Source organism: Variovorax sp. 10N420, assembly GCF_056394705.1.
In genome coordinates this window covers 44,966-71,629 of record NZ_JBFTIJ010000011.1, presented here as the reverse complement: position 1 = coordinate 71,629, position 26,664 = coordinate 44,966, and the positions used below count along the sequence as shown (strand labels likewise).

Annotated in this window: 27 protein-coding genes; 14 read left to right on the top strand and 13 right to left on the bottom strand. The window is 66.2% G+C overall.

Going from position 1 to position 26,664, the window contains the following annotated elements; genetic code table 11:
• The first annotated feature begins 4 nt into the window (after positions 1–4).
• The 5 genes from AC1DEK_RS24190 to AC1DEK_RS24170 all read left to right on the top strand — a co-directional run bounded on the left by AC1DEK_RS24190 (position 5) and on the right by AC1DEK_RS24170 (position 3,715).
• Positions 5–634: an alpha-ketoglutarate-dependent dioxygenase AlkB gene (locus AC1DEK_RS24190; protein ID WP_478127845.1), complete on the top strand. Its 630-nt coding sequence runs from the start codon at positions 5–7 to the stop codon at positions 632–634.
• Positions 635–664: 30 nt separating this feature from the next.
• Positions 665–904 carry a hypothetical protein gene (locus tag AC1DEK_RS24185; protein WP_478127844.1) on the top strand — a complete coding sequence of 80 codons (240 nt, stop codon included), beginning with the start codon at positions 665–667 and terminating at the stop codon, positions 902–904.
• Between the two features lie 65 nt (positions 905–969).
• Positions 970–2,466 (top strand): sensor histidine kinase, encoded by a 1,497-nt coding sequence (locus tag AC1DEK_RS24180; protein ID WP_478127843.1) that lies wholly within the window; start codon positions 970–972, stop codon positions 2,464–2,466.
• Positions 2,463–3,083 (top strand): response regulator transcription factor, encoded by a 621-nt coding sequence (locus AC1DEK_RS24175; RefSeq protein ID WP_478127842.1) that lies wholly within the window; start codon positions 2,463–2,465, stop codon positions 3,081–3,083. The genes AC1DEK_RS24180 and AC1DEK_RS24175 overlap by 4 nt, the downstream gene beginning before the upstream one ends.
• Positions 3,084–3,199: 116 nt before the next feature.
• Entirely contained in the window at positions 3,200–3,715 is a 516-nt protein-coding gene (locus AC1DEK_RS24170) for a GlcG/HbpS family heme-binding protein (RefSeq protein WP_478127841.1), read from the top strand.
• 12 nt (positions 3,716–3,727) lie between these two features.
• On the opposite strand, the gene AC1DEK_RS24165 is transcribed toward AC1DEK_RS24170, so the two are convergent.
• The 3 genes from AC1DEK_RS24165 to AC1DEK_RS24155 are packed head-to-tail and all read right to left on the bottom strand — an operon-like array spanning position 3,728 to position 6,900.
• A complete protein-coding gene (locus AC1DEK_RS24165) occupies positions 3,728–4,153 on the bottom strand; it encodes a GlcG/HbpS family heme-binding protein (protein ID WP_478127840.1) in 426 nt (141 codons plus the stop codon).
• A gap of 17 nt (positions 4,154–4,170) precedes the next feature.
• On the bottom strand, positions 4,171–5,910 hold the full coding sequence (locus tag AC1DEK_RS24160) for a thiamine pyrophosphate-binding protein (protein WP_478127839.1): 1,740 nt from the start codon (positions 5,908–5,910) through the stop codon (positions 4,171–4,173).
• 3 nt (positions 5,911–5,913) lie between these two features.
• A complete protein-coding gene (locus tag AC1DEK_RS24155; RefSeq protein WP_478127838.1) occupies positions 5,914–6,900 on the bottom strand; it encodes a Bug family tripartite tricarboxylate transporter substrate binding protein in 987 nt (328 codons plus the stop codon).
• A 129-nt stretch (positions 6,901–7,029) separates the two neighbouring features.
• Between AC1DEK_RS24155 and AC1DEK_RS24150 the strand changes: the two genes are divergently transcribed.
• Together AC1DEK_RS24150 and AC1DEK_RS24145 are read left to right on the top strand one after the other, a co-directional pair.
• Positions 7,030–7,926: a helix-turn-helix domain-containing protein gene (locus tag AC1DEK_RS24150; protein ID WP_478127837.1), complete on the top strand. Its 897-nt coding sequence runs from the start codon at positions 7,030–7,032 to the stop codon at positions 7,924–7,926.
• Positions 7,927–7,982: 56 nt separating this feature from the next.
• Positions 7,983–9,089, top strand: coding sequence for an SGNH/GDSL hydrolase family protein (locus AC1DEK_RS24145; RefSeq protein ID WP_478127836.1), 1,107 nt, complete (start codon positions 7,983–7,985; stop codon positions 9,087–9,089).
• A gap of 27 nt (positions 9,090–9,116) precedes the next feature.
• Here AC1DEK_RS24145 and AC1DEK_RS24140 read toward each other — a convergent pair whose 3' ends face one another.
• The 5 genes from AC1DEK_RS24140 to AC1DEK_RS24120 form a co-directional block, all read right to left on the bottom strand.
• Positions 9,117–9,329 (bottom strand): hypothetical protein, encoded by a 213-nt coding sequence (locus AC1DEK_RS24140; protein WP_478127835.1) that lies wholly within the window; start codon positions 9,327–9,329, stop codon positions 9,117–9,119.
• A 40-nt stretch (positions 9,330–9,369) separates the two neighbouring features.
• The gene (locus tag AC1DEK_RS24135) at positions 9,370–11,019 is read right to left on the bottom strand and encodes a GMC family oxidoreductase (RefSeq protein WP_478127834.1); all 1,650 of its coding nucleotides are present in this window, start codon (positions 11,017–11,019) and stop codon (positions 9,370–9,372) included.
• Positions 11,009–11,653 carry a gluconate 2-dehydrogenase subunit 3 family protein gene (locus AC1DEK_RS24130; protein WP_478127833.1) on the bottom strand — a complete coding sequence of 215 codons (645 nt, stop codon included), beginning with the start codon at positions 11,651–11,653 and terminating at the stop codon, positions 11,009–11,011. The genes AC1DEK_RS24135 and AC1DEK_RS24130 overlap by 11 nt, the downstream gene beginning before the upstream one ends.
• Entirely contained in the window at positions 11,646–12,461 is an 816-nt protein-coding gene (locus tag AC1DEK_RS24125; protein ID WP_478127832.1) for a hypothetical protein, read from the bottom strand. Before AC1DEK_RS24125 ends, AC1DEK_RS24130 begins: the two co-directional genes overlap by 8 nt.
• A gap of 84 nt (positions 12,462–12,545) precedes the next feature.
• Entirely contained in the window at positions 12,546–13,721 is a 1,176-nt protein-coding gene (locus AC1DEK_RS24120) for an alpha-hydroxy acid oxidase (RefSeq protein WP_478127831.1), read from the bottom strand.
• Between the two features lie 255 nt (positions 13,722–13,976).
• Here AC1DEK_RS24120 and AC1DEK_RS24115 point away from each other — a divergent pair, with 255 nt between their 5' ends.
• Entirely contained in the window at positions 13,977–15,020 is a 1,044-nt protein-coding gene (locus AC1DEK_RS24115; protein ID WP_478127830.1) for an SDR family oxidoreductase, read from the top strand.
• 31 nt (positions 15,021–15,051) lie between these two features.
• On the opposite strand, the gene AC1DEK_RS24110 is transcribed toward AC1DEK_RS24115, so the two are convergent.
• The 3 genes from AC1DEK_RS24110 to AC1DEK_RS24100 all read right to left on the bottom strand — a co-directional run bounded on the left by AC1DEK_RS24110 (position 15,052) and on the right by AC1DEK_RS24100 (position 17,235).
• Positions 15,052–16,479: a vitamin K epoxide reductase family protein gene (locus tag AC1DEK_RS24110; RefSeq protein ID WP_478127829.1), complete on the bottom strand. Its 1,428-nt coding sequence runs from the start codon at positions 16,477–16,479 to the stop codon at positions 15,052–15,054.
• 62 nt (positions 16,480–16,541) lie between these two features.
• Positions 16,542–16,757, bottom strand: coding sequence for a hypothetical protein (locus AC1DEK_RS24105; RefSeq protein WP_478127828.1), 216 nt, complete (start codon positions 16,755–16,757; stop codon positions 16,542–16,544).
• Positions 16,758–17,025: 268 nt separating this feature from the next.
• Positions 17,026–17,235 (bottom strand): hypothetical protein, encoded by a 210-nt coding sequence (locus AC1DEK_RS24100; RefSeq protein WP_478127827.1) that lies wholly within the window; start codon positions 17,233–17,235, stop codon positions 17,026–17,028.
• A 341-nt stretch (positions 17,236–17,576) separates the two neighbouring features.
• On the opposite strand from AC1DEK_RS24100, the gene AC1DEK_RS24095 reads away from it, so the two are divergent.
• From AC1DEK_RS24095 to AC1DEK_RS24070, 6 genes are all read left to right on the top strand, one after another.
• Entirely contained in the window at positions 17,577–18,464 is an 888-nt protein-coding gene (locus AC1DEK_RS24095) for a helix-turn-helix domain-containing protein (protein WP_478127826.1), read from the top strand.
• Between the two features lie 62 nt (positions 18,465–18,526).
• The gene (locus tag AC1DEK_RS24090) at positions 18,527–19,585 is read left to right on the top strand and encodes an ABC transporter substrate-binding protein (RefSeq protein ID WP_478127825.1); all 1,059 of its coding nucleotides are present in this window, start codon (positions 18,527–18,529) and stop codon (positions 19,583–19,585) included.
• Between the two features lie 44 nt (positions 19,586–19,629).
• Positions 19,630–20,451, top strand: a complete 822-nt coding sequence (locus tag AC1DEK_RS24085; protein ID WP_478127824.1) for an ATP-binding cassette domain-containing protein — start codon at positions 19,630–19,632, stop codon at positions 20,449–20,451.
• On the top strand, positions 20,448–21,707 hold the full coding sequence (locus AC1DEK_RS24080; protein ID WP_478127823.1) for a sugar ABC transporter permease: 1,260 nt from the start codon (positions 20,448–20,450) through the stop codon (positions 21,705–21,707). The genes AC1DEK_RS24085 and AC1DEK_RS24080 overlap by 4 nt, the downstream gene beginning before the upstream one ends.
• A gap of 21 nt (positions 21,708–21,728) precedes the next feature.
• Positions 21,729–22,457 carry an SDR family oxidoreductase gene (locus AC1DEK_RS24075; RefSeq protein WP_478127822.1) on the top strand — a complete coding sequence of 243 codons (729 nt, stop codon included), beginning with the start codon at positions 21,729–21,731 and terminating at the stop codon, positions 22,455–22,457.
• The gene (locus AC1DEK_RS24070) at positions 22,457–24,082 is read left to right on the top strand and encodes an FGGY-family carbohydrate kinase (RefSeq protein WP_478127821.1); all 1,626 of its coding nucleotides are present in this window, start codon (positions 22,457–22,459) and stop codon (positions 24,080–24,082) included. The genes AC1DEK_RS24075 and AC1DEK_RS24070 overlap by 1 nt, the downstream gene beginning before the upstream one ends.
• A 22-nt stretch (positions 24,083–24,104) precedes the next feature.
• Here the strand turns inward: AC1DEK_RS24070 and AC1DEK_RS24065 are convergent, their stop codons facing one another.
• Positions 24,105–25,535 carry an amidohydrolase family protein gene (locus tag AC1DEK_RS24065; protein WP_478127820.1) on the bottom strand — a complete coding sequence of 477 codons (1,431 nt, stop codon included), beginning with the start codon at positions 25,533–25,535 and terminating at the stop codon, positions 24,105–24,107.
• Position 25,536: 1 nt separating this feature from the next.
• On the bottom strand, positions 25,537–26,640 hold the full coding sequence (locus tag AC1DEK_RS24060; RefSeq protein ID WP_478127819.1) for a BMP family ABC transporter substrate-binding protein: 1,104 nt from the start codon (positions 26,638–26,640) through the stop codon (positions 25,537–25,539).
• Positions 26,641–26,664 lie beyond the last annotated feature (24 nt).

Below are 26,664 nucleotides of genomic sequence, written 5' to 3'. Positions count from 1 at the left end.
GCCGATGCCCTTGCCCTTGACTGCGAACCAGGCCAGTCTTTTCGAGGACCGCCCCGAGGACGGCGCGCCGGAAGGCTGGCGCTATGAGCCGGACTTCCTCGAGCCTGGGGAGGAAGCGTCGTTGATCGCATTCATCCAGCAGTTGCCTTTGGCGCCAATGCGTTACAAGCAGTTCGTGGCACGGCGGCGAGGCATCAGCTTCGGCGGCCACTACGACTTCGATGCCAACCGGCTGGAGCCCTCGCCGCCGCTGCCCGATGAGTTGCTGCCGCTGAGGGCGCGGGCCGCGGCATGGCTAGGTTGTCGGGCCGAGTCGTTCGTTCACGCTTTGGTTGCCGAGTACCGGCCCGGCACGCCCCTGGGCTGGCACCGGGACGTGCCGGACTTCGAGGATGTCGTGGGCATATCGCTCGGCGGCGAAGGCCAGATGGAGTTCCGTCGCTATCCGCCGCGGCCTCGATCCCATCCACTCGGCGGGCGGCTTCGGGTCACCCTTGCGCCACGCTCCATCTATTGCATGAGAGGCCCGGCGCGATGGGAATGGCAGCACGCCGTCGTCGCCTCCGATGCGCTTCGCTATTCGATCACGCTGAGGACGGCGCGCCGGCCATCCGGCTTGCCGAGGCTCGCCTGAGACATGCATCCATCCATGAAGGGAATCACGATGACTGACAGCATCCCGAACAACCACCCGGCTCCGACACCCGAAGACTTGAAGAAAGCGGCCGATGCAATTCCTGAGGGACCGAATGTCGAGTACAGCCCGAACGAGTTGCAGGCAGCGAAGGGCGAAACGCCCCTGGAGGGCCCGCGTGCCGGAGACGAAGACGCTGAGGCTCGACTCAGTCCGAAGCCGACGAGCCCCACATCCGACGATGCCGAAGATGCCGAGGAAAAGGGCTGACGCGATACCTCGTCCCTCTCGATAGCTGGAGATCGCTGCCCGAAGGCACAGGCACAATCCGCCCCATGAGGCAATGGTTGCGTACGCAAGGTGGCTGGTGGCTCGCATGGCTGCTGGTCACCGGCGCCGGCGCGGTCTGGATCGCGCGCGCCGAGATCCAGCAACTGCACGAGGATTTCGAAGTCAACGGGCGCATCGCGCACCGGCTGATGAGCCAGCAAGTCGTGCAGTACGACGCCGTGCTCGCGACGCTCGCGCTGCTCGAGCCCATGACCGGTGCCAACCAGCCCGAGCGGCGGTTGCCCTCGGTGTATCCGTCGATCCTGGACGTGCAGCGGCGCGAGGCCGGTGCGTCCTGGGCGGACCCGGCGCTCGCGAAAGCCGAGGCCCGATCGCGCGAACTGCGGCGCCCTGAACTCGCGACGGCCGATTTCGCGAGCGGCCGATACCGCCTGGTCATGGGCGCGGTGCCGACAAGCTACGCCCTCGACATCGATCTCGCGACCGCCGTGCCCTGGCGCGACTGGCCGATGGACCCGAAGTCCAGTCCGGTGCGTGTGACGCTCGAAAATGCGGGGCAGTCCTTTGTGGTGCAGCCGGGGAATTCGACGATGCCCGATGGCTGGCGCTTCGAATTCCGCAAGCCGTTGGCTTCCGAAAGCCAGTCTTTCGATCTCGTGGCGGAGCGCCTCGTGTCCTGGCGCGAAATGCCCTGGGGCCTGATGGCCGCATGGGCTGTCGCTGCGGGTGTCGTGCTCGGTGGCGGCTACACGCTGCTGCGCCAGCGCATCGCACGCCGGCGCGTCGAAGAATTGCTGCGACTCGGGCAGGTGGCGCGGCTCAATGCGCTCGGCGAGCTTGCGGCCGGCATGGCCCACGAACTCAACCAGCCACTGACAGCCATTCTGGCGAACACGCAAGCGGCCCAGCGACTGCTGAATGACGATCCACCCGAACTGGCGACCGCGCGCACGGCCATGCGACACGCCTCGGAGCAGGCACGCCGCGCTGCGGACGTGATCGGCCGCCTTCGCCGGGTCATCGCAAGACCCGACCGGCAGGCAGAGACGCGGCCTATCGTGCTGCAGGAGGCGCTGCGCGGTGCGCTCCATCTTCTCGCACCCGAATTCGACCAGCGGGCGGTGACGCCGATCGTCGACGACGCCACTCATGCGCCCGTCAAGGTGCGTGCAGATCCGGTCGCGCTCGAACAGATCCTGCACAACCTGCTGATGAATGCATTGCAGGCACTGGAGGACATTCCCGCGAGTGATCGCGGCCTGCGCATTTCCGCCAGCCGCGAAGGGGCACAGGGAGTGCTGGCCGTGACCGACAACGGACGCGGCATTTCGCCGGAAGCCCTGCCGCGCGTTTTCGAGCCCTTCTTCAGCACGCGAGAAGGCGGGCTGGGGCTCGGCCTGAGCCTGTGCGAAACGCTGGCCGTCGGCATGGGCGGCTCGCTCAGCGCCGAGGCAGCCTCGCCGCGAGGCGCGCGGTTCACGCTGCGGCTGCCGCTAGCGCTGCCGGCCAATGAACATGCTTCGCCGGAGCGGCACGCATGAGCCAGCCTCAATCGCCCCTCATCCACCTGATCGACGACGATTCGGCCGTGCGCGAGAGCCTCGCCCTGCTGATCGGCACGGTCGGCCTCCGCACGCAGGCTTGGGCGGACCCGCAGGCTTTCATCGACGGCTTCGATCGCGGCGGCATCGGCGCCATTGTTCTCGACGTGCGCATGCCGGGCATCAGCGGCCTCACGTTGCTCGACACACTGATCGCGCAGGGCGTAGACCAGCCCGTGATCATGCTCACAGGCCACGGCACCGTGGAGATGTGTCGGCGCGCCTTCAAGGCCGGCGCCGCGGAGTTTCTCGAAAAGCCGGTCGATGACGAGCAGTTGCTCGAAGCCTTGCAGCATGCGGTGCGGCAACACGTCGACTCACGCGAGCGGAGCCAGGCCGACCAGGCGGCGCGTGAGCGCTTTCAGCAGCTTTCCGAGCGAGAGCGCGAAGTGCTCGGCTTCATCGCGACTGGCCTGACCAACAAGGAAATCGCGCGATCGCTGTCGTTGTCGCCGCGCACGGTCGAGACCCACCGCGCCAATCTGTTCGCGAAGCTGGAGTGCGATTCGCTCGCGCAGTTGATCCGGTGCTACGCCGTGCTGGTCGCCGCTCCGTAGTTCTACGGAGCTGCGGGCGTAGCCGCACGAATGGTCTCCGGGCCCGGCAATTTCTACAGTTGCCACGTCGTCGGCGGAATGCCGGCGCAAGCAACCCACCATCACCGGAGAACTCAATGCATTCGACCTTTCGCGTCGGCGGCCTCGCCGTCCTGCTCGCCGCTTCCGCTATGACCGCGCAGGCGCAAGCCCAGGCGCCAAGCCCCGCCGTGCGCACCGAAAAGAACATGTCCCTCGAACTCGCCAACCAGATCGCCGCCGCGAGCGTGGCCGCCTGCGCCGCGAACGGTTACGCGGTGGCCGCAACCGTGGTCGACCGCTCGGGCACCGTGCGTGCCGTGCAGCGCGCCGACAGCGCCGGTGCGCACACGCTGGCTGCCAGCGAGCGCAAGGCATGGACCTCGGCATCGGCCAAGACACCGACGCTCGCCATGATGGAAAACGCACAGAAGAACCCGGGCGCGGCCAACCTTGTCAACATTCCGGGCTTCCTGCTCTTGGGCGGCGGCGTTCCCGTGAAGTCCGGCAATGAAGTGATCGGCGCGGTCGGCGTGGGCGGGGCACCGGGCGGTCACCTGGACGAGCAATGTGCCAACGCAGCGCTCGAAAAGGTCAAGGGACAACTGGGCTGATCGCGACGCTTTTCAACCAGCGGTCAGTCCGGCTGCCTGCGCCCCGGCGATGCAGATGGCCTCGTCCTCGTCGCCGGTGCCGCCACTCGCGCCTATCGCGCCCAGCAGTTGGCCGGCAGCATCGCGGATCACCACCGCGCCAGTCTGCGGCAGAAATTTGCCGTTGGCCGTGGCGGCCAGTGCGACGAAGAAGTTGGGGTTGTCCTTGGCCCGCTCGGCCAGCTTGCGGCTGGCCACGCCCATGCCCACCGCGCCCCAGGCCTTGGCACGCGCGACGTCGAAGCGGAACATGCTGGCGCCGTCTTCGCTGGCAAAGGCCTTGAGGTTGCCTGCGGCATCGAGCACCGCAATTGCCATGGGCTGGTAGCCGGCTTCCCTGGACTTCTTCAAGGCGGCATCGATGATGGTCTGGGCTTGCTGCAGGGTAAGGCTGGACACGGGCTTTTCCTTTGCTTTCATGGAGTGGCGTCGGAGCGCGCGAGGGCCCCAAAGCCATAGCGGTTCATGCTCGCAAAGGCGGGCATGGCAGGGTGCGGCACGAAACGCGTGTGGCAATCGAGCACGGCCGGCAGGCCTGAGGCGAGCGCACGTCGGATCGCAGGGCCGACCTCGGCGAGCGCTGTCACGCGCTCGCCGTGACAACCGAAGCCGCGCGCAATGGCCGCGTAGTCCGTCTCGTCGAGTGTTGTTCCAAGTTCAAAGCCAAGTGCATTGCGTTGCCCGGCGCGGATGATGCCCCAGGCGGCGTTGTTGTGCAGGATGCAGAGGACCGGCAGCCGATGGCGCCGTGCGGTATCCAGTTCGTTGAGCGTGAAGCCGAAGGACCCGTCGCCCGTGATGAGAGCAACGGCGCGTCCGGGCTGCTGCGCCTGCAACGCGATGGCATAAGGAAGCCCGAACCCCAGGTGGCTCATGCCCGGTTCATGGAAGCGCGTGCGCGCCTCCCGTACCGGTGTCAGGTCATTGCTCCAGAAGCTGGTGTGCCCGCCATCGAAAACAGCGAGGCAGTCTTGCGGCAGCGCCTGGCCGATGGCAAGTGCCAGAGCCGCAGGATGCATGGCTTGGCCGGGCTCGCCCTCCTCGCTCATGGCGACCAGGTGCGACTCATAAGCCGCGCGTGCCTGGCGCAGGCCCGGAAGCCACGCAGGGTCCACATGCCGACCCAGATCCGCGTCGCTCACGGCCAGCAGATCGTCTAAGGCCGCGTTTGCGTCAGCCTGCAGCGCAACCTCGTGCAGCGCTGGCTGCCCGAGCGCCGAAGAGTCGATGTTGATGCTGACCAGCCGCTGCGAACGCCGCACCAGCGGCCCGCGCTCGTCCCACATCCAGGATGACCAGCGGCATCCCACCGCCAGAACCAGATCCGCGCGCTCGAAAGCCAGCCCCACCGGCTCGCCGGCAATGAGACCTCCATGACCGATGAAGTGCGGGCTGTCGGATGCCACCACGCCCAACGCCATCTGCGTCGGTAGCACCGGGGCCTGCCAGCGTTGCGCCAGTGCGCGAACACTTTGGGCAGCGCCGCTCGCGATCACGCCGCCCCCCGCCACGATGAGCGGGCGCTCGGCTTGGCCCATGAGCGCTGCTGCCCGATGCGTGTCAGCGGCATCCGGCCGCACACGACCGAGAGCGCGATAGCGACAAGGCGAAGCATCGAACTCCGCCTCATCGAAGCTGCAGGGCTGACTCAGCACGTCCTGGGGGATGTCCAGGTGCACCGGACCGGGCCGACCGCTCAAGGCTTCGCGAAAGGCCCGACGCACGAGCTCGGGCATGCGACGCGCGTCGTGCACCACGGCGTTCCACTTGGTGAGGGAGCGGGTCGTGGCCACTGCATCCAAGTCCATGAACATGCCAAGATGCGGATAGCTCGCTGCGCGATGCTGATTCGTGGTGACGGCCAAGAGCGGCAGATTGTTGTTGAAGGCCACGCCCAGGCCGGAGATCAGGTTCAGGCCGCCCGGCCCCATTTCCCCCAGTGCCACCGCGATGCGTCCTGACGCGGCATGGACTGCGGCCGCCATCATGGGACCCGCAGCTTCGTGGCGCACGCCGAGGAACCGCATCTGCTCCTGCGCCGAGATGGCGTGCAGCAGCGGCCCGAGCTTGCCGCCGACGATGCCGAAGATGTCCCTCACCTGCTCCGCGAGCAGCAGCCGCACCAGCGCCTGGGCGCCATTGATCTGCAAGGCCACGTGCTAGTCCTCCGCGGTGAAATTGGCGGCCTTGACGATCGGTGCCCAGCGCTGCCGGTCCGCACGCACGAGGCGGGCGAACTCGTCGGCGCTCTGGTGCATCGGTTGCAGCCCGACCTTCGCCAGCGCCTCGACGAATTCAGGTGCCGCCAGCTCCTCGCGCACCAGCGCGTTCAGGCGCTGCACGGTCTCGGCCGGAGCACGCGCCGGCAAAAACCAGCCCAGCCATTCCTGCACGACGATGTCGGGGAATCCCTGCTCCACGAAGGTCGGCACTTCCGGCAAGAACGGCGAGCGGCTCGCGCTCGACACCGCCAACCCGCGCAGCTTGCCAGCGCGGATATACGGCATCACTTCGCCCAGCACGCTCACGCTCACTGGCACTTGCCCGCCCAGGACATCGTTGAGCAGCGGCGCGCCGCCGCGGTAGGCCACCGCGGTGAGTTCCGCGCCGCTGGCCTTCTGCAGCATCATGCCGACGAAATGCAGCGCGGAGCCGGCCGCCGGCACGCCGTAGCTGGCCTGCGACGGATGGGCCTTGGCCCACGTCACGTAGTCCGCCACGGTCTTCACCTCTGCGGGCAAGCCCGGTCCGGCCGTTAGCACGAAGGCATAGTTGACGGTGCTCGTCACCGGCACGAAGTCGGCCAACGAGTCGTAGTTGAGCTTCTTGTAAGTGTTCGGATAGAGCGTCATCGGCGAACTGGGAATCTGCAGGATGGTCAGGCCGTCGGGTGCTGCGCGCTTGACGTATTCAACCGCGATGCGGCCGCCCGCCCCTGTCTTCGACTCCACCATCAGGTTCGCGGCGTACTTGCCACGCAGCTTCTCGGCCAGCGGGCGGGCGACGTGGTCGCCCATGCCGCCCGCCGGAAAACCCGAGACGATGGATGCGTTGCCGCTGAGTTGCGCCAGGGCACGTCCTGCGGGCACGAGCGCGGTCATTGCGGCGCTCGCCTGAAGAAGATGAAGGAAGTCTCTGCGATCCACGGTGTGTCTCCTGGGTCTGCTGCCCTTTGGCTGTCGATGCCCTGGATCGTGCGGCCTCCCGGGGCTGACGCGAATGGACAAATGCCACCGCGACAGGTAGTTTTCCGGCATCGATCTTTCCTGCCCCTCATGAAGCCTGCCACCGCGCCCCTGCTCGTTGTTCCTTTCCGGGAAGTCCGCCACGAACAGCCCGACGATTGCCTGCACTATGAGCCGGTGGCGGTGCGTGGCCATGAGATGGACTGGACGATTCCGGCACACCGCCACGAGGGCCTGCACCAGATCCAGTTCCTGGAGCAAGGCAGCATCAGTGGCACGGTGGACGCACGGCCGGTGCAAGCGACGGCACCCGCGATCCTGATGATCGCGCCCGGATCGATGCACGGTTTTCGTCACACGCACGATAGCTCTGGGCACCAACTCACGATTCCCAGCGCCACCCTGCAACAACTCTTGGGTGGCACTGGCCTGGCAGACACGGATCTAGGAAATTCTTTCGTGTTGACGGACCTGTCAGCCGAAGCACGAACGGAATGCACCACCCTCTTCAGCATGCTGGCGCGCGAGTTCCATGGTCAATCGCCGGGACGAGTTGCGGCCCTTTTGGCCGTCGCCACCCTGCTGGCGGTGCTATTGCTGCGCTTGCGGGTCGAGCACATTCAGAGGGCGCAAACGCCAGGTCAGCGCGACGTTCTGGTGCAACGCTTTCGCGCATTGGCCGAGCAGCATTTTCGCGAGCATCGCGACTTGCTCTTCTACGCTCAGGCACTGGGCGTGTCGGCCGATCACCTGAGCCGCTGCTGTCGCAACATGACGCGGCAATCGGCTTTGCAAATCCTCCATGAGCGCCTCATGCTCGAAGCACGACGCCTGATCGCCTACACACCCATGCCTGTTTTCGAGGTAAGTGCCGCTCTTGGCTATCAAGACCCAGCCTATTTCAGCAAGTTCTTCGCCCGGGCCGTCGGCCATTCGCCATCGCATTACCGCAAGTTGGCGACACAGGGCGTCAAGGCGCCCCGGTAGGCGAGCCGCAGCGGCGCAGGTGACGCAACGGGCGGGGGTTGATAGGATCCGCACCTGTGACGCTTCAAGGACTCGCTCGCTTCGCCATCGTTGCTCTCGTGCTTGCGGCGGCCTTGGCCTTCGCAGTGATTGCGCTCTGGGGCGACGGCGCTCCGCCAGGGACCACCCGCTCGTCGGCCCCGCCCAAGGCCATCCCGCTGGCCGTGCTCGGTGATTCCAACAGCCACTCCTATCAAGATCGCGTTTCCTTTCCGCTCGGCAGCAGCGAACGCGGTGGCGCACAGCGCGCCCAGACTTTCCAGTGGACCGAGGTGCTGGCGCGGCTGCGCGGCAACGAAATCGACCTTGGCCCCTGGGTGCGCTGGGGACGGCCATGGCCGATTGCCTGGGCCCGCGAAACCATCGGGCTCTTGCCGTCGCGCTCACCCATCAAGGAGGACTATCTCTACAACTTCGCCTACTCGGGCGCCGCCTGCCGGCACTTGATGGGGGAGCGCCGCGGACAGCCTTTTCGCCAGGCGCCGCGACTGGTGGCGCTCATGGACAAGAGTCCCGAGCAATGGCGCCGCGGCGTGGTCGTCATCAACATGGGTGCCAACGACTGGTATCCGACGCTGGACCTGCAGGCGAGTGATCCGTCGGCACCTCAACTGCGCAGCGTGATCGACTACTGCGCTCAGCAGATTCGAGAAGCCATCGATCTGATCCATGCATCGCATCCGTCCACCCGCATCCTGCTGACGGGATGGGGCAACGAAGCTGACGACCCCGAGAACTTCGGCAAGTACAGGGACGCCACCTCCATGGCCAACATCCGAAAGGCTCTTGCAGGTGCCAACGCCGAGCTTCGCAAGATCGCCGAGTCCGATCCGCGGCGGATCGCCTACGTCGACTATGACGCGTGGTTCATGCAGCGATGGGGACAAAGAGGCCCTGACGGCGAGCCTGACTACAAGACGGTGCAGATGGGCCCCAAGCTGCGCGTCACCAACACTGCCGGAGACACGCTCGACAACGCCCTGGTGGACGACCACCACGGAGGTACCGCATTCAACGCCATGTGGGCCCAGGCCATCGTGCAGTCGTTGCGCGAGAGCTTTGGGATCCCGCTGACGCCGATCAGCGATGAGGAATTGGTCCGCTTCGTCAACGCTGAACCCTGAACTCTGAAGGGACTCGCTGTCGGCGGGTCAACGCTCGTCCTTGGGCGTTAGCTGCCCCGCCGCACCGCCTGCCGTCGAGTTGCCGGCGCGCCCGGTGGACGCGCCTTCGTGCACTGTTCCGACGGTGGTCGGCTCTTCGCGCTTTGCCTGTGACGCGGGGTTCACCCTGAAAGGCTCGCCCACCGTCCCCGCACGCTTGCGAGTCTGCCGCTCTGTCTTCGTGTCCGTCTTTCGTGTCATCTTGAACTCCTTTCTCGTTGAATAGGCCGGCAGCAGCTGACTACAGTTCGCCGCGCAGGGCCATGGCCTTGATGCGATCGGCGGTGCGACATGCGATCGCCTGGATGGTCAGCGACGGATTGACGCCGCCCACCGTCGGAAATACGGAGCCATCGCAAATCCACAGGTTGCGGATGTCCCAGCATCGGCAATCGGCATCGACGACGCTGTGCGCGGCATCGGCGCCCATGCGCGCAGTGCCGTTCAGATGGCAGGTGTCGTTCTCCTGGCGCCACAGTTCGGTCGCGCCGCTCGCCTGCAGACTCAGCGACATGAAATCCAGCGCGTGCGCAATCATGGCGCGGTCGTTGGCGCCATAGGAGAAACGCACGCGCGGGATGCGAAGGCCCAGGGCGTCGCGCTCGTCCGCCAACATCACGCAATTGCGCTCGTCGGGCAGCACCTCGCCCACCATCTTCAGCCCGACGCTGTGGTTTGCCCGGTTCATTTCGTCGACCAGGACCTGCCCCCAGAGGTGGCGCCCGCCCGAGAGTGTCTGGGCCCACGTCACCGGCAGCGGGCCCTGGCTCATGTAGCAGTAGCCGCCGAAGAAATCCTTGCCCTCGTCGACGTAGTTCCAGTGCTCCGTCAGCGCGAGACTGGGTGGTGCCTTGTACGAGCGGATCTCCTGTTTCATTTGTCCCCATACAGCCTGGTTCAGTTGCACCATCAGGTTTTTGCCGACGAGCCCGGAGCTGTTCGCAAGGCCATCGGGAAAGCTGCTGTTGGCAGAGTTCAGGAGCAGCCGCGGCGTCTCGATGGCGTAGCCGGCGACCACCACGTTGCGCGCACGCTGAAAGCGCCATCGCCCTTCACGGTGGTAGAGCACGCCGGTGGCTCTTGCGCCGTCGTCCAGCTCGACGCGGCCGACCATCGCGAGGTCACGGATTTCCGCTCCGGCCGCGAGTGCGCGCGGCACCCACGTGACGAGCACCGACTGCTTTGCATTGGTGGAGCACCCCGAGACGCAGAAGCCGCGGTAGACGCACGGATGCGCCTTGCCGCGCGGCGCCGACAAGGTCGCCAGGGGTGTTTCGGTCCAGCGGATGCCAAGCGCCTCGGCGCCGCGCGCCAGTACCTCTGCCGCGGCATTCAGGGGATGCGCGCGATAGGGGTATCGCGGACGCGGCGGTCCCCACGGATAAGTCAACGGACCCGAGATGCAAAGTGCGCGCTCGACCTGCGTGTAATAGCGCCACATCTCTCGCCAGTCGAGCGGCCAGTCCACGCCATAGCCGAGTGTGGAGCGGGCGCGAAACCATTCGGGTCGAAATCGAAGGGACACCATCGCGAAATGCACGGTGCTGCCGCCGACCGAGCGGCCCGAGTTGTTGGTGCCCAGCATGAGTGGGTTGTCGCCTTCGACGATGCGCTCGTCGTTCCAGAAGAGCTCGGCTTGGTGGTGCTCGTCCGACGCGAAGTCCTCCAGTGGCCGCCACCACGGACCCGCGTCGAACCCGACAACGGAGAAGCCCTCTTCCGCGAGGCGGCACGCCAGCGTGCCTCCACCGGCGCCGGTCCCGACGATCGCAAAATCGACGGGCTCGTCGTCTCTGTATTCGCGCATCGGTACCCAACCGCCCGGTGTGAAGACGTCAGGCGCGCGGCCGTCTCGTGCGCGCGGCCTGGTGTCTTCGCCCTCACCCCACATGGCGATTGCGCCATTGCACCGGAATGAGCTTGCCGTCGCCCTCCTCGGCCGCTTCCCATGGATCGCGGCGATCAGCCCGCAGGCGCACATAGCCGCGCGGTGATGCAGGTCCGCCGAAGCCCATCGCGCTCCAGGCGGACGGATGCGCGTAGTACGCGGACACGATGTCGGGCAGCAAGCGCCACGCAAAGAAGTCGGCCGGCGGAATGTCGCGCCAAGCATCGGCTTTGACCTCACCGCGCTCGACGCAAGCCAGGAGTGCGGTTGCCTCTTGCGGATCGAGGAAAGCAAAGCGACGCGCATGGCGCGCCAGTGCCTCGGCGTCCAGTGCGTCGAGACCCAGGCGCCACGCTTCATCGCGCACCGGCAGCGAGGCGGGACGAAAGCCAGTGCCGCGCTTCGCCTCCAGCTCGTCGACCAGGATGGCCGCCGTGTCGATGCGCGGGCGCCGCGCTGGCTGCGGAACAACGCAATCGACCAACCTGCGCAGCGTGTCGCGTTGCCGCTCATTCAAGGCGCCTGTGCCCATGGGCTGTGCAATGCGATGCTCGATCACGCGGCGAGTGGCGTCGTTCCAACTGGGCGAGTCGCGCTTCGAAAGCACGTCATAGCCGGGAAAGCGTTCTTCACTCATGGCTGACCTCCCGCATCAACAACAGCACCCCGAGCGCCGCGATGGCAAGGCCGGTGAAGGCCGGCGGGGCCGGCAACGGCGGTCCGGCCAGCAGGTTCTGTCGCCAGTTGCGCCAGCCGCCCATTCGGCGGGAGATGCCGAAGGCGTGCAGGCCGGCCCCAGCGAGTCCCAACGATGCGGTGGTCGCCATCAAGGCGCTCGTCGCGCGATGCGGCGCGCCTCGCGAAAGATCACGCACCAGCGACGCTGCGGCCACCGGCGGCACCGCGATCGGAAGCCACATCGCCGGATTGTGGAACGCACCCCGGAAATGCAGCAGCGCGGCTTCGCCCACGGTGCCCAGAAGACCGACGGCCGAGATCCAACCGGTGGCGCGCACCAGCGACGTGCTGCGGTCCAAGCGGTCACCGGCCTCGCCGAACGCACCTGCGAGCACCAGCGCGGCGGGCGCACCGGCCGGGGCGCCGTAGAACAAGTTGTTCCAGCGCGACTGGTCCGGACGGTGCAGGATGTTCCACGCGTGAAAGCCCAGTCCAGCGAAGCCAATCGCCGCGACCGTGCGGTGCAGGATGCGAGGGAGGGTGCTTCCATTGCGCACGGGGTTGCGCAGCTGCCCGAGGCCGTTCCACGCCACGGAGGCGCTCGATGCGAGCAAAGGCAGCACCATCGCGGGATTGCGAAAAGAGCCGCGATAGTGCTCCATGGCGCTGTCGAGAAGAACAGAAACGCCAAGCATCAGCGCTCCGGCCCGAACAAATCTGCGGGCGCGATCCGCGTGCGCGGCATTGCCATGGGCCTGCGTTGCCATGTCTCATCGTCGGCCCGACGACGTCGGATGGGGTCGGAGGCAAGACCTGCATCGTGCAAGACGTGGACGACATTCCGAAGTTCGTCAGTCTTGTCCTAGCGTTTTGTCTGTGTGTGTCCATGGAAGGTCCTTCGCGCGCACGAGCAATTCAGGGCCGAGTTCGTCGATGCTGGCAACGCCGATCTGGCCCAGCGCATTCATCATTTCGCTGCGGAGAATCTCGAGCGCGCGAGCCACGCCGTCGGCGCCACCCGCGCAGAGTCCATACAGCGGCGCGCGCCCTGCGAGCACCGCATCGGCTCCCAACGCGAGCGCCTTGAGGATGTCGGTGCCGCGCCGGATTCCGCCGGACATGAAGAGCAGGACGCGGCGCCCGACGATGCCCCGCGCGGCCGGCAGCACGTCGAACGCGGACACTGCCCAGTCGAGCTGCCGGCCGCCGTGGGTGCCGAGCATGATGCCGTCCACGCCGCTGTCGCACGCGCGCCGCACGTCGTCGGGATGCAAGACTCCCTTGACGAAGAATGGCTTGCGCCACCTGGACCGTATCCTCGCGACGGTGTCCCAGGTCAACGAGAGCGACATCTGGTCGCGGATCCAGAACGCGCTCTGAAAAAAGCCGCGCTGACTCTTCGGGATGAAATCGACCACGTTCGCGAACACGGGCATGCCGTGCGTGAGCAGCGTGGAGGCGAGCCAGTGCGGATGCGTCGCGGCGTCGAAGACCGAAATGGCCGACGGCCGCGAGCGCGACACCCGCGTGCGCTCATCCCACTCCCGGTTGCCATAGATCTGCGCGTTGGTCGTGAGCACGAGCGCTTCACAGCCGCAGTCCTCCGCGCGCTTCAGCAGCTCCTGCCAGACTTCTTCGCCGCCGAACACGTAGAGCTGCCACCAGTGCCGCAACCCGGGAACCCTGGCGACCTCGGCCATGTTGTCGTTGGACATGGTGCTCTGGATGAACGGAACGCCCGCGCGTGCTGCGCCTTCGGCCAGCGCGACGTCGGCGCCATGCACGAAGAGGCCGTTCAGGCCGGTGGGCGCGATGAACAGCGGCATCGCGAGCGGCCGACCCGCAATGTCGCGCTCGACGCTGCGTTGCGCCACGTCGACGAGGGTTCGCGGCATGAAGCGCCATTCGGCAAACGCCTTGAGTTCGCGCTGCAGAGTGGCCTCATCCTCAGCGCCGCTTTCCAGGTACTCCAGCACGAAGCGTGGCATCCGCCGGTGCGTGCGTGCGCGCAAATCGTTGATGGTCAACGCTCTCTCCAGATCTGGCCCGCTGTAGTAGCTGCGGCCAGGCGCTGGGCACAACGGGGCGGTATCGGATGGACGTTCTGGCATCGTCGGTGGTGGTCACTCGCGGTCACCCGCTCATGCGATGAAGCGATCTTCCGTCGCCGGCTCGGGACGGCCGCGTAGGCCTGAGAGAACCGCCATGGTGGCGTCTTGTCCGACGCATCCCGTGGCGGGGTTCGGCCATAGGGGCGTACTTCGGAGGCGTTTGATGGACCGATGCCAGAACTCGCGCACTCTCATCACACCGCTTCGACGGGCGGCGAGCCCAAGGAGCGTCGACGCGTGGTCGTCGTCACCGGTGCTTCGGCCGGCGTCGGTCGCGCCATCGCGAAAGAGTTCGCCGGCCATGGCTGGCGCGTCGCGTTGCTGGCCCGAGGGCACGACGGACTGGAAGGGGCGCAGCGGGATGTGCAGCGGCTCGGCGGGGAAGCGCTTGTCATCCCCACGGATGTCGCCCGCGAGCAAGAGGTCGAGGCTGCCGCCGCACAGGTGGAAGCCACCTGGGGCTGCATCGACGTCTGGGTGAACGACGCCATGGCGACGATCTTCTCGGACGTGCTGCGCATCGCGCCGGAGGACTTCAGGCGCGCCACCGAGGTCACCTACCTCGGCGCAGTGTGGGGAACACTGGCCGCGCTGCGCCGCATGAAGCCGGCTCGTCGCGGATGCATCGTGCAGGTGGGTTCGGCCCTCGCGTATCGCTCAATACCGCTGCAGGCGCCCTACTGCGGCGCCAAGGCGGCGCTGCGCGGCTTCACCGATTCATTGCGCTGCGAACTGGCGCACGACGGCAGCAGCGTTCATGTGACGATGGTGCACCTCTCGGCCTTTAACACGCCGCAGTTCGAGTGGGGTCGCACGACCATGGACCGACGCCCCCGCCCCATGGGGAAAATCTTTCAGCCCGAGATCGCCGCGCGCGCCGTGTATTGGTCGGCCACGCACCGCAGGCGCGAGCTGTGGGTGGGCTGGCCGGCCGTGCAGGCGATTCTCGGAACACGCCTGATGCCGGCCCTGGCCGATCGGCTGCTGGGCCACTCCGCGGTGGATGGACAGCACACCGACGAACCCTTGCCACCCGGACGGCTCGACAATCTCTACGCCCCGGTGCCTGGCGACCACGGAGCGCACGGGCGCTTCGACGCGCAGGCTGTGCCGACGAGCGCGCAGCTGTGGCTGTCGACGCACCGAGGCTCGATGGCGTTCGCCGCTATCGCATTGGTGGCGTTCTCGGGCGCGGCGCTCGCTTGGGTGCATTGAACGCGGTCTCGACTCACCGGACTCACCGGACTCACCATCGCAGCGCCGCGTTCCAGCGCCCGTACTGGTGCCGTACCGGGCCGCGAGGCAAGGCGAGGCCGATCAGTGCGGCGCCTGCAACCATCACTGCGGCCGCGCCCGTCGGCGTTGCGCCTTCGAGGATCCACGGAGCGATGAGCAACCAGGCGCCGAACAATCCGTTGGCAAGCCGCATCGGCCGCACCACCTCGGCGAAGGCGCAAACCGAAACCGTGAAAACCAGCGAGCCCACCAGGTGATCGCTGTCGGCCATCGCCCCTGTATGGCCGAGGGACAGCCGCGTGAACATCAGCCAGATGCCAATCGACGCCGAAACAAGGAGCGCCAGCGGCAACGCCATGGCCTGTTCGTGCAATGCGCGCCAGCGGCCCTTGTTCATTTCGAGCGGCGGGGAGTCATCGGTGCTGCCGCCTTGGACCACCCCGCCATGCCAGAAGACCGGCCACAGCCGCTGGCCGGCGCGCCGGGCCTGCGCGAGGTACTGCAGCATTGCGACGACTTCGTCGAAGGTGTAGGGCAGCATGAAGACCATCGCTGCGGCCGAGACGAGGCACAGCGTGCACCACGTGCCGATCATGATTGGCTGGATCACGATGAAGAAGATGCTGACGGCGCCCAGCGGAATCACCAGCACGCCGAACATCGCCACCATCCACGGCATGGTGCGCCAGCGCGCGCGCCCGCCCATCATTCCCGACAGCCCTTCCAGCAGATAGCTCAACGCACCGAGGCCGGCATCCGGGATGGGCCAGGCCTTCGACACGTCCGACGTGATGATGGTGCGTGTGCCGTCGCTGAAGACGGGGTCCCATACGGCCGCGATGTGCCCCAACTGGTAAGCCGCCAGGTAGCGCGCGATGAAGAACCCGACGAAGCCCAGCGCGATGATGGGCAGCCGTTGCGACCAGGCCGAAGGCGAGTAGCTCCAACCCGGAGGAATGTCCTCTGGCGCCATCATGGCTGCCATGTCCATGCCCGGCATCATCGGCACGAGGATGGACAGCGCGATCGCGAAGGCCCCAACCAGCGTGTCGTTCGCATATTGCGACGCGAGCGGCGACCAGAAGAGCAAGGGTGCGGCAAGCAGCCACAGCCCCACGGCGCAGGTTCCCCATTGGGCCCAGCGCTGGCGAAACCAGAGCGACAGGCTGCCGAAGACGATCATCGCAACGCCGCTGGCCATGTCGCTCCACGCCATCCACTGCAGGCGCTCGGCGATCGGCTGCAGCCCCCGCGACCGAGTCACCTCCGCAACGCGTACCGGAAGCTCGCCGACCTGCGGCATGCCGAAGGTCACGGGTGACGTGAGCAGCCAGATCCCGAGCAGGACCACGCCGAAATGGACCCAGAGCAATTGTTGATGTTGCGCGCGCATGCCCTCCATGTGGTGCTGCATTTCGCTTTGGTGTGCCGCATCCATGGCGCATCCTTTCAGCGGCAGTGAAGAGCAGCCGGTCACCGGGGCCGATCAGCTGCACGCTGTCATTGCCGCGCGGGGTCCTGCTTGCAAGGTGCGGCGGAGCCAGCGCAGTTGTCTCCGGGCGATCGCGCCGATGGAGCCGATGGAGCCTGACGAGGCTTGCTGCCGTTGCGGTTGCCTTTGCCATTCGAACTGCCGTCGCTTGCGCCGGCATCGGCAGGCGGCTTCTCCACCATGCCTGGATCGACGTCGCGAGGCGCGGGCGCAGGCTGGGTCATCTGTGGATCCGTCCTGGCAGGCGGCTTGACGATTATGTGCGGGTCGGTCTGGGAAGGCGCCGCCTGTCCGCGGGACGGCTGAGCGTGAACGGCCGCAGGCCATGGCGCGGCGAGGCTCAATGCCGAAACCGCGAATCCGGCCGCCAATCCGAACCTGGCAGCGCGGACCGACAACAACTTGGGCAGCATCCTGTTGTCCCTGCGAAGCCTCACTCGTTCATCGTCGGTGCCTCTGTGGGCTGCGAATGAACGTTCGTGTAGGCATTCTTCACCGGCGGTCGTCCTTGACGACGAGCAACTGGCGCGTCAGGCTCGATCGGCTCGCGCGGCCGCAGTCTTCTCTGACGGGATCGTCATCTTCGTCTTCGTCGACCGGGGAAGCCGGGGTCGCTGGATCGTCTTCGATGCGAGCATCCAAAGCACTGAATTGAAGGCTCGGTGCGTCCTCGAAGTCAGGCTGGGGTATGGCAATCGACATGATGAGCACTCCTTTCAACTGTGCATGCAGACAAGATACGTTGGCGGGATTGCACGCGCTGTAGGAAGCCGCGCGCGGCACAGAGTCACAGAATGGCGCTTGGACGCGTCGATTGGTCCTACGGATGCATCCGCGGCTTGACCGCCTTCGATACCCGAAGCGCCCCTGCGCGGGCCGGAAAGAGCAAAAAAATATCGGTCGACATGGGGAAATGCAGTTGCGGCCCGGGTGGCGACGCTCCTACCATGCGTCCAAAGGTGCGCGAAACCAAGCGAAACCAACCTCGAGACAACGGGTGCCAAGCCAACGATGGCTGGGTGCCCGGCGAAGGAGAGATGCCGATGAAGCCGGACCTGGAAGTTGTTCAGATAGGACGAGCGCAATCCTTCAAGGCTTGGGAGCACGGCTATCCGTTCCGGACCGTTCGGTGGCACTTCCACCCCGAGTGCGAACTGCACCATGTCGTCGCCACGACCGGCCGCTATTTCGTGGGCGATTTCATCGGCGAGTTCGCGCCGGGCAACCTGGTGCTCACCGGACCCAATCTCCCGCACAACTGGGTCAGCGACGTGCCTTCGGGTGCCTTCGTGCCTCTTCGTGGGCGCGTCCTTCAGTTTGGTGAGCAGTTCATCCGCGATGCCGCCACGCTGCTGCCCGAACTCACGGCATTTCTTCCGGTGCTCGAAATGAGTCGGCGTGGCGTCCTGTTCACGCCGGAGACAGCCGCTTTGGTGGGGCCGATGATCAAGGAACTCATCGGTGCGACCGATATTCGCCGCATCGAACTCTTCGTGTGCATCCTGGGCACGCTGACCCGTGCGCAGGGAAGCAGCCGCGCGCTGACCAGCAGCGCGTACCTGCCCGATCCATCGGGCTTCGTGGCCACCGGAATCAACGAGGCGCTCGAATACATCCGCGATCACCTGACCGAATCCTTCGGCGAGAAGGAGTTGGCTGCGATCTCGCAGCTCACCCCCAGCGCGTTCTCGCGCAGCTTCCGCCGCCACACAGGGATGGCGCTCAGCCGCTACGTGAATCGGCTCCGCATCAATCTCGCCACGCAGCTGCTCATGAGCGGCGAATCGGCCTCGGTTGCGGACATCTGTTTTGCCGCGGGCTTCAAGAACATCTCGAACTTCAACCGGCAGTTCCTCCGTGAAAAGGGCATTCCGCCTTCTCGCTTCAGGGCCTTGCTTGCGGAGAACTCGTTCGTCGCGAAGGCCGCCTGATCGATTCGCAAACCCCACGGCATTTTTCAGTGTGCCGAGATCGCAAAAAAAGGAGACAGTCCATGACCCAGCTATCCAACCCCATCGCGGCAGCAAGCTTGCTCGCATTCGGCCTCCTGGCCTCTACAGCCACCTCCGCGGCGCCGTCGGGCACGGTGGCGTTCCTGATGCCCGACCAGGCATCGACGCGCTATGAACAACACGACTATCCGGGCTTCAAGGCAGAAATGAGCAAGCTGTGTCCGGAGTGCAAGGTCCTCTATCAGAACGCAAATGGCGATGTCGCGCAGCAGCAGCAACAGTTCAACTCGGCCTTGTCTCAGGGCGCGAAGGTCATCGTGCTCGACCCGGTGGATTCCACGTCCGCGGCCTCGCTGGTCAAGCTCGCGCAGAGCAAGGGCGTGAAGGTCATCGCATACGACCGCCCCGTGCCTTCGACGCCGGCCGACTACTACGTCTCCTTCGACAACGAAGGCATCGGCAAGGACATCGCGCAGTCGCTCGTCAAGCATCTGAAGGACAACAAGGTGCCCACGGACAAAGGCGGCCTCCTCGAAGTCAACGGCTCGCCCACCGACGCTGCCGCGGGGCTGATCAAGAAGGGCATCCACGCTGGATTGCAAGGCAGCGGCTACAAGACGCTGGCCGAGTTCGACACGCCGGAATGGGCGCCCCCCAAGGCCCAGCAGTGGGTCAGCGGACAGATCACCCGCTTCCCGTCGCAGATCGTGGGCGTGGTGGCAGCCAACGACGGCACGGGCGGCGGTGCCATCGCGGCCTTCAAGGCAGCCGGCGTGAATCCGGTGCCGCCGGTCACGGGCAACGACGCGACCACAGCTGCCTTGCAGTTGATCATCGCCGGTGACCAATACAACACCATCTCCAAGCCGAGCGAGATCGTGGCGGCTGCTGCCGCGAAGGTGGCCGTCGGGTTCCTTTCGGGCCAGCAAGCGGCGTCGGAGGTGAAGCTCTACAACACGCCATCGCAGCTGTTCAAGCCCGCCGTGGTGACGGCGGAGAACCTCAAGGCGGAAATCATCGACAAGAAGATCGCCACCGCGAAGGAACTGTGCACCGGCCGCTATGCGGAAGGTTGCAAGAAGCTTGGGATTGCCGACTGAGTTTGGGACTTTGTGACGTCGGATATGGAGCAGGTTCCCAAGCAATGACTGATGCCAAGCGTCCCCGAAGCTCCCCAGGTGAACTGGTACTGAGCCTTCGCAACATCTCCAAGCGGTTCGGGGCGGTCTCCGCGCTGACGGACATCGACCTCGACGTACACGCCGGCGAAGTGGTCGCCCTGGTAGGCGACAACGGTGCGGGCAAGTCGACGCTCGTCAAGGTGCTGGCCGGCGTGCACCAGCCCACGGCTGGGACGATCACGTTCGGCGGCCGCGAGGTCACGCTGAACGATCCTGCCGCGGCACTCGACCTGGGCATTGCGACGGTGTTCCAGGACCTGGCGCTGTGCGAGAACCTCGACGTCGTGGCGAACATCTATCTGGGACGCGAGCTCCAGCCGTTTCGCCTCGACGAGGTAGCGATGGAGGTCAAGGCCTGGACGCTGCTGAACGAACTCTCCGCCCGCATCCCGGATGTGCGCGACGTGGTCGCATCGCTTTCCGGTGGCCAACGCCAGACGGTCGCCATCGCGCGCTCTCTCCTGCTCGATCCTCAGTTGATCATGCTCGACGAGCCCACCGCCGCCCTCGGTGTCGCCCAGACCGCTGAAGTCCTGAACCTGATCGAGCGGGTGCGCGATCGGGGCCATGCGGTGATCATGATCAGCCACAACATGGAGGACGTTCGAGCCGTCGCGGATCGCATCGTCGTGCTGCGGCTGGGCCGCAACAACGGCGTCTTCTATCCCGACTCTTCCAACCAGGAGTTGGTGGCGGCCATCACCGGTGCGACGGAGAACTCGGTCTCGCGCCGTGCATCGCGCCGGCTGGAGCAGCCGCACGTGCAGAGCCAGGAGGCACCATGAGCACGAAAGAACAGGCCGCTGCACCGCCGCCCAAATTGCTCGACCGCAGCGACGTGCGGGTGAAGCACGCCGAAGGCTTCGCGGGCCAGGTCTCGGCGCTGATCGAGCGCATCCGCTCGGGGGATCTCGGCTCTCTGCCGGTCATCGTCGGGCTGATCCTCATCTGTGCTGTCTTCACCACCCTGAACCCGGTCTTCGTGTCCGCGGACAACCTCGTCAACCTGCTGTTCGATTGCTCGACGACGGGGGTGATCGCGCTGGGTATCGTCTGCGTGCTGATGGTCGGGCAGATCGACCTTTCCGTTGGCTCAATGAGCGGCTTCGCCTCGGCACTCGTCGGCGTGCTTTGGGTCAACCTGGAGTGGCCGCTGGCTGCGGCCATCGTCTGCGCGCTGGCCGTCGGAGGGCTCATTGGCGCGCTCTATGCGCTGCTGTTCAACCGGCTGGGCATGCCGAGCTTCGTCGCCACGCTGGCCGGCCTGCTCGCCATCCTGGGCTTGCAGCTTTATCTGCTCGGCAACAGCGGTTCCATCAACCTGCCCTATGGCTCGGCGATCGTCGACTTCGGCCAACTCGTCGTCATACCGGCCGTCGTTTCGCATGTGCTGGCCCTGCTGCCGGGCGTGGTGATGTTGTGGATGGGCTTGCGCACGCGTGCGCGCCGGCAGGCCGCGAACCTTTCGGCGCCTTCGGTGAGCAGCCTGGCGGTGCGCGCTATCGCCATCACCGTTCTGCTCGAGGCGGTCGTCGCCTACCTGAACCAGGGACGGGGCGTTCCGTTGATGTTCGGCCTCTTCGTCGCTCTCGCGGTGGCAATGGACTATGCGCTGCGACGCACTCGCTGGGGACGATCTATGACTGCGATCGGCGGCAACCGCGAGGCTGCGCGAAGGGCCGGCATCAATGTACGCATGATCTTCACCAGCGCGTTCGTGCTGTGCGCCACTCTGGCAGCGCTCGGCGGTGTGCTGAGCGCCGCCCGCCTGGCCTCGGCAAGCCAGCAGGCAGGCACTGGCGACGTCAACCTCAACGCGATTGCCGCTGCCGTCATCGGCGGCACCAGCCTCTTCGGTGGCCGCGGCAGCGCCTATTCGGCCGTGCTCGGCATCATCGTGATCCAGTCGATTGCAAGCGGCCTGACCTTGCTCAACCTGTCGTCGTCGCTGCGATACATGATCACCGGCGCTGTGCTGGCGATCGCCGTCATCGTCGACTCGCTGGCGCGGCAGTCGCGTCTGTTGCACGGCAGGTCCTGACCCACTCCGGAGACTCGCACCATGACGGAATCCCTGAAGGGCCGCGTCGCGGCCATTACCGGCGCGGCGTCGGGCATCGGCCTCGAATGCGCGAGCGCGCTGATCGAAGCCGGAGCCAAGGTCGTGCTGATCGACCGCGACGGCGACAAGCTGGCGCAGGCATGCGCGCAACTCGGCCCCGATGCGTTGGCGCTGCAGGTCGACCTGCTCCAGCCGCAGGAGAACTCGTCATTGCTGCCCCGGATCATCGCGCTCGCGGGCGGCCTTCACATCTTTCACGCCAATGCGGGCGCGTATGTCGGCGGCGATGTGGTCGAAGGCAATCCCGACGAGTGGGACCGGGTCATCAACCTGAATGTCAGTGCGGCGTTCCGTTCGGTGCATGCGGTGCTTCCGCACCTGGTCGCGCAAGGATCGGGCGACATCGTTTTCACCAGTTCGATCGCCGGCATCGTCCCCGTGGCGTGGGAGCCGATCTACACGGCATCCAAGTTCGCGGTGCAGGCCTTCGTCCACACGACTCGCCGGCAGCTTGCCAAGCACGGCGTGCGCGTCGGTGCGGTGGCCCCGGGGCCGGTCGTGACCGCTTTGCTCGACGATTGGCCCAAGGCCAAGATGGATGAAGCGCTCGCCGCCGGCAGCCTGATGCAGCCGAAGGAAGTGGCCGATTGCGTTGTCTTCATGCTGACGAGGCCGCGCAACGTGACCGTTCGCGACATCGTGATTCTTCCGAACAGCGTGGATCTCTGATGGCCTCGACGACGACTGCGATGCAACGCGACCACGTCATCGGCGTCGACGTGGGCACCGGCAGCGCGCGCGCCGGTGTGTTCGACAGCGTGGGGCACATGATCGCTTCGGCCCAGCGCGACATCCACCTGTTCCATGCGCCGGGTTCCATCGTCGAACAGTCGAGCAACGAAATCTGGAACGCCGTGTGTGCATCGGTGCGCGAGGCGCTCGCAGTTTCGGGAATCGCGCCTGACCGGGTGGCCGGGGTCGGCTTCGACGCGACCTGCTCGCTGGTCGTCGTCGGCGAAGGCGGCCGGCCACTGCCGGTGGGGCCCAGTGAAGACCCCGAGCGCAACATCATCGTATGGATGGACCACCGCGCAGTGAAGCAGGCGGAGCGGATCAATGCCGGCGGCCATGACGCGCTGAAGTATGTCGGCGGGCGGATTTCACCCGAGATGGAAACGCCGAAGCTGCTGTGGTTGCTGGAGAACAAGCCCGAAGTCTTTGCCGACGCATCGCACTTCCTGGATCTCACGGATTTCCTCACGTGGCGGGCCACAGGCGACCTCGCCCGCTCCACCTGCACGGTGACTTGCAAGTGGACTTACCTCGCACACGAGGACCGCTGGGACCCGGGCTATTTCCGCTCGATCGGCCTGGGCGTGCTGGCGGATGAAGGCTTCAAACGCATCGGGTGCCACATCGTCGCGCCAGGGACTTCGCTCGGGAGCGGACTGACGCCGGTCGCTGCGGCCGAACTGGGTCTGCGCGCGGGAACGGCCGTTGCCGCGGGCGTCATCGATGCGCATGCCGGCGGCATCGGCACGGTCGGCGTCGGCGGCGATCCCTTCGCTTCCTTGGCATATGTCTTTGGCACTTCGTCATGCACGATGACCAGCACCCGCGAGCCGGTCTTCGTGCCCGGTGTTTGGGGGCCCTATTTCTCGGCCATGGTGCCGCAGACGTGGCTCAACGAGGGCGGGCAGTCGGTCGCGGGCGCCGCCATCGAGCAACTGTTGTCGATGCATCCGCTGGCCCCCGAAGCGCGGCGCGAGGCTGAGGCTGCGGGGCAATCCTTGCCGACGCTGTTGGCGGGGCTCGCCGCGCAACATTCTCGCAGCCTGTCAGAGGTGGTCGGCCTCGCAGCCGGTCTGCACGTGGTGCCGGAGTTTCTCGGCAATCGCGCGCCGCTCGCGAATCCGCATGCGAGAGCCGTCATTGCCGGCCTTGGCATGGAGCGCGACATCGACAGCCTGGTCGCGCTCTACATCGCCGGCATCTGCGGCATCGCCTACGGACTGCGCCAGATCATCGAAGCCCAGGCCGCCGCCGGTGCGCCCGTCGAGCGCGTGATGATCAGCGGCGGCGCGGGCCGGCTCGATCTGGTGCGGCAATTGCTCGCCGACGCCACCGGCAAGCCCGTGATCGCCATCGAGGCGGAAGAGCCGGTCCTGCTCGGCGCTGCCATGCTGGGCAGCGTGGCGGGTGGCTTATTCGGCGATATCGAGAGTGCGATGGCCGACATGTCGAGGATCGGCAGGGTCTTCGAGCCTGAGCGCGGGACCATTGCCGAGACCCATCAGGCGCGTTTCAGCGCCTTCGAACAACTGCAGCGACTCGCCAGCAGCTTGCACGGATGAGGCTGCGTCAGCCCACCATTGCCTATCCGAACGATTCGACCAGAGCGCGCACTTCCTGCCGCGCCTGCGCTTGCAACTGCGCCAAGTCCAGCCCGGGAATGGCATCGTCCTCCGCGATCACATCGCCGGCGCACAGCAGCCACCGCAAGCGCGGTCGGCCCCCGCTGACGATGGGGCCGATCGCGGGGTCGTGCAGTCCGAAGTAGCGAGGGTCGTCCAGGCTGTAGACGGCGAGGTCGGCCGCCTTGCCCACTTGCAGCGCGCCCACGCCTTCGAAGCCCAGCACGCGTGCGCCGCCGCTGCTCGCCCAGTGCACGAGCTGCTCCACCGTCACCGCGTCGGCGCCGGTTTCGCCCTCGCCTTCCGGATGCGGCTTCGCTTGCGCGCCAGCCTGCGCTCGGTGAACCAGCCACGCGAAGTGCAGCTCGCTGATCATGTCGGCCGCCTCGTTGGATGCAGCCCCATCCACGCCGATGGACACCGGCGAACCGAGCCGAGCCAATACTGGTGCGGGCGCGATGCCGTCAGCCAGCCGCGCGTTGCTCTGCGGGCAGTGCGCGATGCCGGTGCCGGTTTCGCCCAACAGCCGCATCTCGCCCGGCGTGAGGTGCACCAGGTGCGCAAGCCATACGTCCGGTCCCAGCCATTCGTTCTCAGCGAGATATTCAATGGGCAGGCATCCGTGCACTTCGCGGCAGTATTCGTAGTACGCCACCGATTCGGACATGTGACTATGCAGCGGAATGCCCATCGCGCGAGCGGCCCGTGCAGCCACCTTCAGCTCTTCCTTGCGCAGTGAGACGTGCGCCGAAGTGGGCGCCATTGCCACACGCGTGCGTGCGCCCGGGCCGCTCTGGTGGTAGCGCGCGACGGTGCGCTCCACGGCGGTGAGCATCTGGTCGAGCGTCTCCGGTTGCTGGTGCAGGCGTTCGCTGTCTTCGAGCTTGCGCGTGACGGTGCTGCCGCCGCGCAGCAGCATGAAGCGCAGCCCCAGGGCATCGGCCTCCTCGAACAGCAGCGCCGCCGCATCGTGCTCGGCGCCGGGCTGGAACAGATAGTGATGGTCGGCCACCGTCGTGCAGCCGGAGCGCAGCAGCTCGACCAAGCCAACGCGCGCGGCGAGCCGCATGCGCTTCTCGTCGAAGCCGCGGCGCAGCGCGAAGGGCACGGCCTGCAGCCAGGGGCTGAGCGTCAGGTCGATACCCGCCGGCACGCCCTTGAGCAGCGACTGGAACAGATGGTGGTGCGTGTTGACCCACCCCGGGTAGATCACGCAGTCAGTGGCGTCGAGCACCCGTTCTCCATCTTCTGGCGCAAGGCCCCGGCCCATCTCCGTGATCAAGCCATTGGCAATGCGCAGGTCGGTCGCGCTGCTGCGCGCCGCGTCGCCGGGCATGCCTGTGAGCACTGCCTGCGCATGTCGAATCAGGACTCGCGATGTTGTCGTTGGCATGCTAGGGCTTTGGCAGCAGGCCTTCAACGCCGCGCACCAGGTAGTTCATGTTGGCGAGATCGGCTTCGGAGATGGTCTGGCCCGCGGGCACGCGCACCTTGCCGTCCTGGTCGATCACCGGGCCGGCGAAGGGCTGCAGCCGGCCTTGCGCGATGTCCTCGCCCATCTTCGTCACCTGCGCGCGCACGTCAGCGGGAATGGCCGGGTTGAGCGGCGCGAGCTTGATCATTCCTTCGCGCATGCCGCCTTGCACGTTGCCAGCCTTCCAGCGGCCGGCCAGCACGTCCTCGACCACGTTGATGTAGTAGCTGCCCCAGGTCTGCACCACTGAAGTCAGGTTGGTCTTCGGACCGAACTTCGAAACGTCGGAGTAATAGCCGAGCGTGTAGACGCCCTTCTCCTCGCCGGTCGTGACGATGGACACGCCGGATGTCGCGTAAGCCACGACGTCGACGCCCAGCTTGATGAGCGCATTCGCTGCATCGCGTTCCTTGCCCGGGTCGTACCACGCATTGACCCAGATCAGGCGCACCTGCGCATTCGGGTTGACGCTGCGCATGCCCTGGGTGAAGGCGTTCACGCCCTGCAGCACCTCGGGGATGGGGAAAGCGCCCACATAGCCTACCGAGCCGGACTTGCTCATGTGCCCGGCGATCACACCTTCAAGGTAGCGGCCTTCGTAGTAGCGCGCGTTGTATACGCCCACGTTGGCCGCGGTCTTGTAGCCGGTGCCGTTCATGAAGATCACCTTGGGGGCCGTGCGCGCCACCTTCAGCGTGGGCTCCATGAAGCCGAACGAGGGTGTGAAGATGAGCTGGCAGCCGTCCTGCACGAAGTTGCGGATCACTCGTTCAGCGTCCGGTCCCTCGGCGATGTTCTCGACGTATTTGGTCGTGATCTTGTCGCCCATCGCGGCGACCAGTTCCTTGCGGGCGAGCTCATGCTGATAGGTCCAGCCGCTTTCGCCGATGGGATTCGAATAGAGAAAGCACACACGCAGCGGCTCGGCCGCAGCTACCGAACCGCTGAGTGCGGCCAGGATCCCGGCGCCGAGTGCGACTCGGCCGAGAGCGCGGCGCAGCCGCGGCAACATGAAAGCGTTCATCGTCATCTCCGTTGGGTTGTGGAA

Excerpts from the sequence above, each read along its gene's own strand:
- AC1DEK_RS24175 (WP_478127842.1), top strand. The coding sequence starts at position 2,463 with ATGAGCCAGCCTCAATCGCCCCTCATCCACCTGATCGACGACGATTCG.
- AC1DEK_RS24080 (WP_478127823.1), top strand. The coding sequence starts at position 20,448 with ATGAGCACGAAAGAACAGGCCGCTGCACCGCCGCCCAAATTGCTCGAC.
- AC1DEK_RS24140 (WP_478127835.1), bottom strand. The coding sequence starts at position 9,329 with ATGACACGAAAGACGGACACGAAGACAGAGCGGCAGACTCGCAAGCGT.
- AC1DEK_RS24095 (WP_478127826.1), top strand. The coding sequence starts at position 17,577 with ATGAAGCCGGACCTGGAAGTTGTTCAGATAGGACGAGCGCAATCCTTC.
- AC1DEK_RS24190 (WP_478127845.1), top strand. The coding sequence starts at position 5 with ATGCCCTTGCCCTTGACTGCGAACCAGGCCAGTCTTTTCGAGGACCGC.
- AC1DEK_RS24150 (WP_478127837.1), top strand. The coding sequence starts at position 7,030 with ATGAAGCCTGCCACCGCGCCCCTGCTCGTTGTTCCTTTCCGGGAAGTC.
- AC1DEK_RS24100 (WP_478127827.1), bottom strand. The coding sequence starts at position 17,235 with ATGTCGATTGCCATACCCCAGCCTGACTTCGAGGACGCACCGAGCCTT.
- AC1DEK_RS24085 (WP_478127824.1), top strand. The coding sequence starts at position 19,630 with ATGACTGATGCCAAGCGTCCCCGAAGCTCCCCAGGTGAACTGGTACTG.
- AC1DEK_RS24115 (WP_478127830.1), top strand. The coding sequence starts at position 13,977 with ATGCCAGAACTCGCGCACTCTCATCACACCGCTTCGACGGGCGGCGAG.
- AC1DEK_RS24125 (WP_478127832.1), bottom strand. The coding sequence starts at position 12,461 with ATGGCAACGCAGGCCCATGGCAATGCCGCGCACGCGGATCGCGCCCGC.
- AC1DEK_RS24105 (WP_478127828.1), bottom strand. The coding sequence starts at position 16,757 with ATGACCCAGCCTGCGCCCGCGCCTCGCGACGTCGATCCAGGCATGGTG.
- AC1DEK_RS24070 (WP_478127821.1), top strand. The coding sequence starts at position 22,457 with ATGGCCTCGACGACGACTGCGATGCAACGCGACCACGTCATCGGCGTC.
- AC1DEK_RS24170 (WP_478127841.1), top strand. The coding sequence starts at position 3,200 with ATGCATTCGACCTTTCGCGTCGGCGGCCTCGCCGTCCTGCTCGCCGCT.
- AC1DEK_RS24130 (WP_478127833.1), bottom strand. The coding sequence starts at position 11,653 with ATGAGTGAAGAACGCTTTCCCGGCTATGACGTGCTTTCGAAGCGCGAC.
- AC1DEK_RS24185 (WP_478127844.1), top strand. The coding sequence starts at position 665 with ATGACTGACAGCATCCCGAACAACCACCCGGCTCCGACACCCGAAGAC.
- AC1DEK_RS24135 (WP_478127834.1), bottom strand. The coding sequence starts at position 11,019 with ATGTGGGGTGAGGGCGAAGACACCAGGCCGCGCGCACGAGACGGCCGC.
- AC1DEK_RS24090 (WP_478127825.1), top strand. The coding sequence starts at position 18,527 with ATGACCCAGCTATCCAACCCCATCGCGGCAGCAAGCTTGCTCGCATTC.
- AC1DEK_RS24180 (WP_478127843.1), top strand. The coding sequence starts at position 970 with ATGAGGCAATGGTTGCGTACGCAAGGTGGCTGGTGGCTCGCATGGCTG.
- AC1DEK_RS24110 (WP_478127829.1), bottom strand. The coding sequence starts at position 16,479 with ATGGATGCGGCACACCAAAGCGAAATGCAGCACCACATGGAGGGCATG.
- AC1DEK_RS24065 (WP_478127820.1), bottom strand. The coding sequence starts at position 25,535 with ATGCCAACGACAACATCGCGAGTCCTGATTCGACATGCGCAGGCAGTG.
- AC1DEK_RS24075 (WP_478127822.1), top strand. The coding sequence starts at position 21,729 with ATGACGGAATCCCTGAAGGGCCGCGTCGCGGCCATTACCGGCGCGGCG.
- AC1DEK_RS24060 (WP_478127819.1), bottom strand. The coding sequence starts at position 26,640 with ATGAACGCTTTCATGTTGCCGCGGCTGCGCCGCGCTCTCGGCCGAGTC.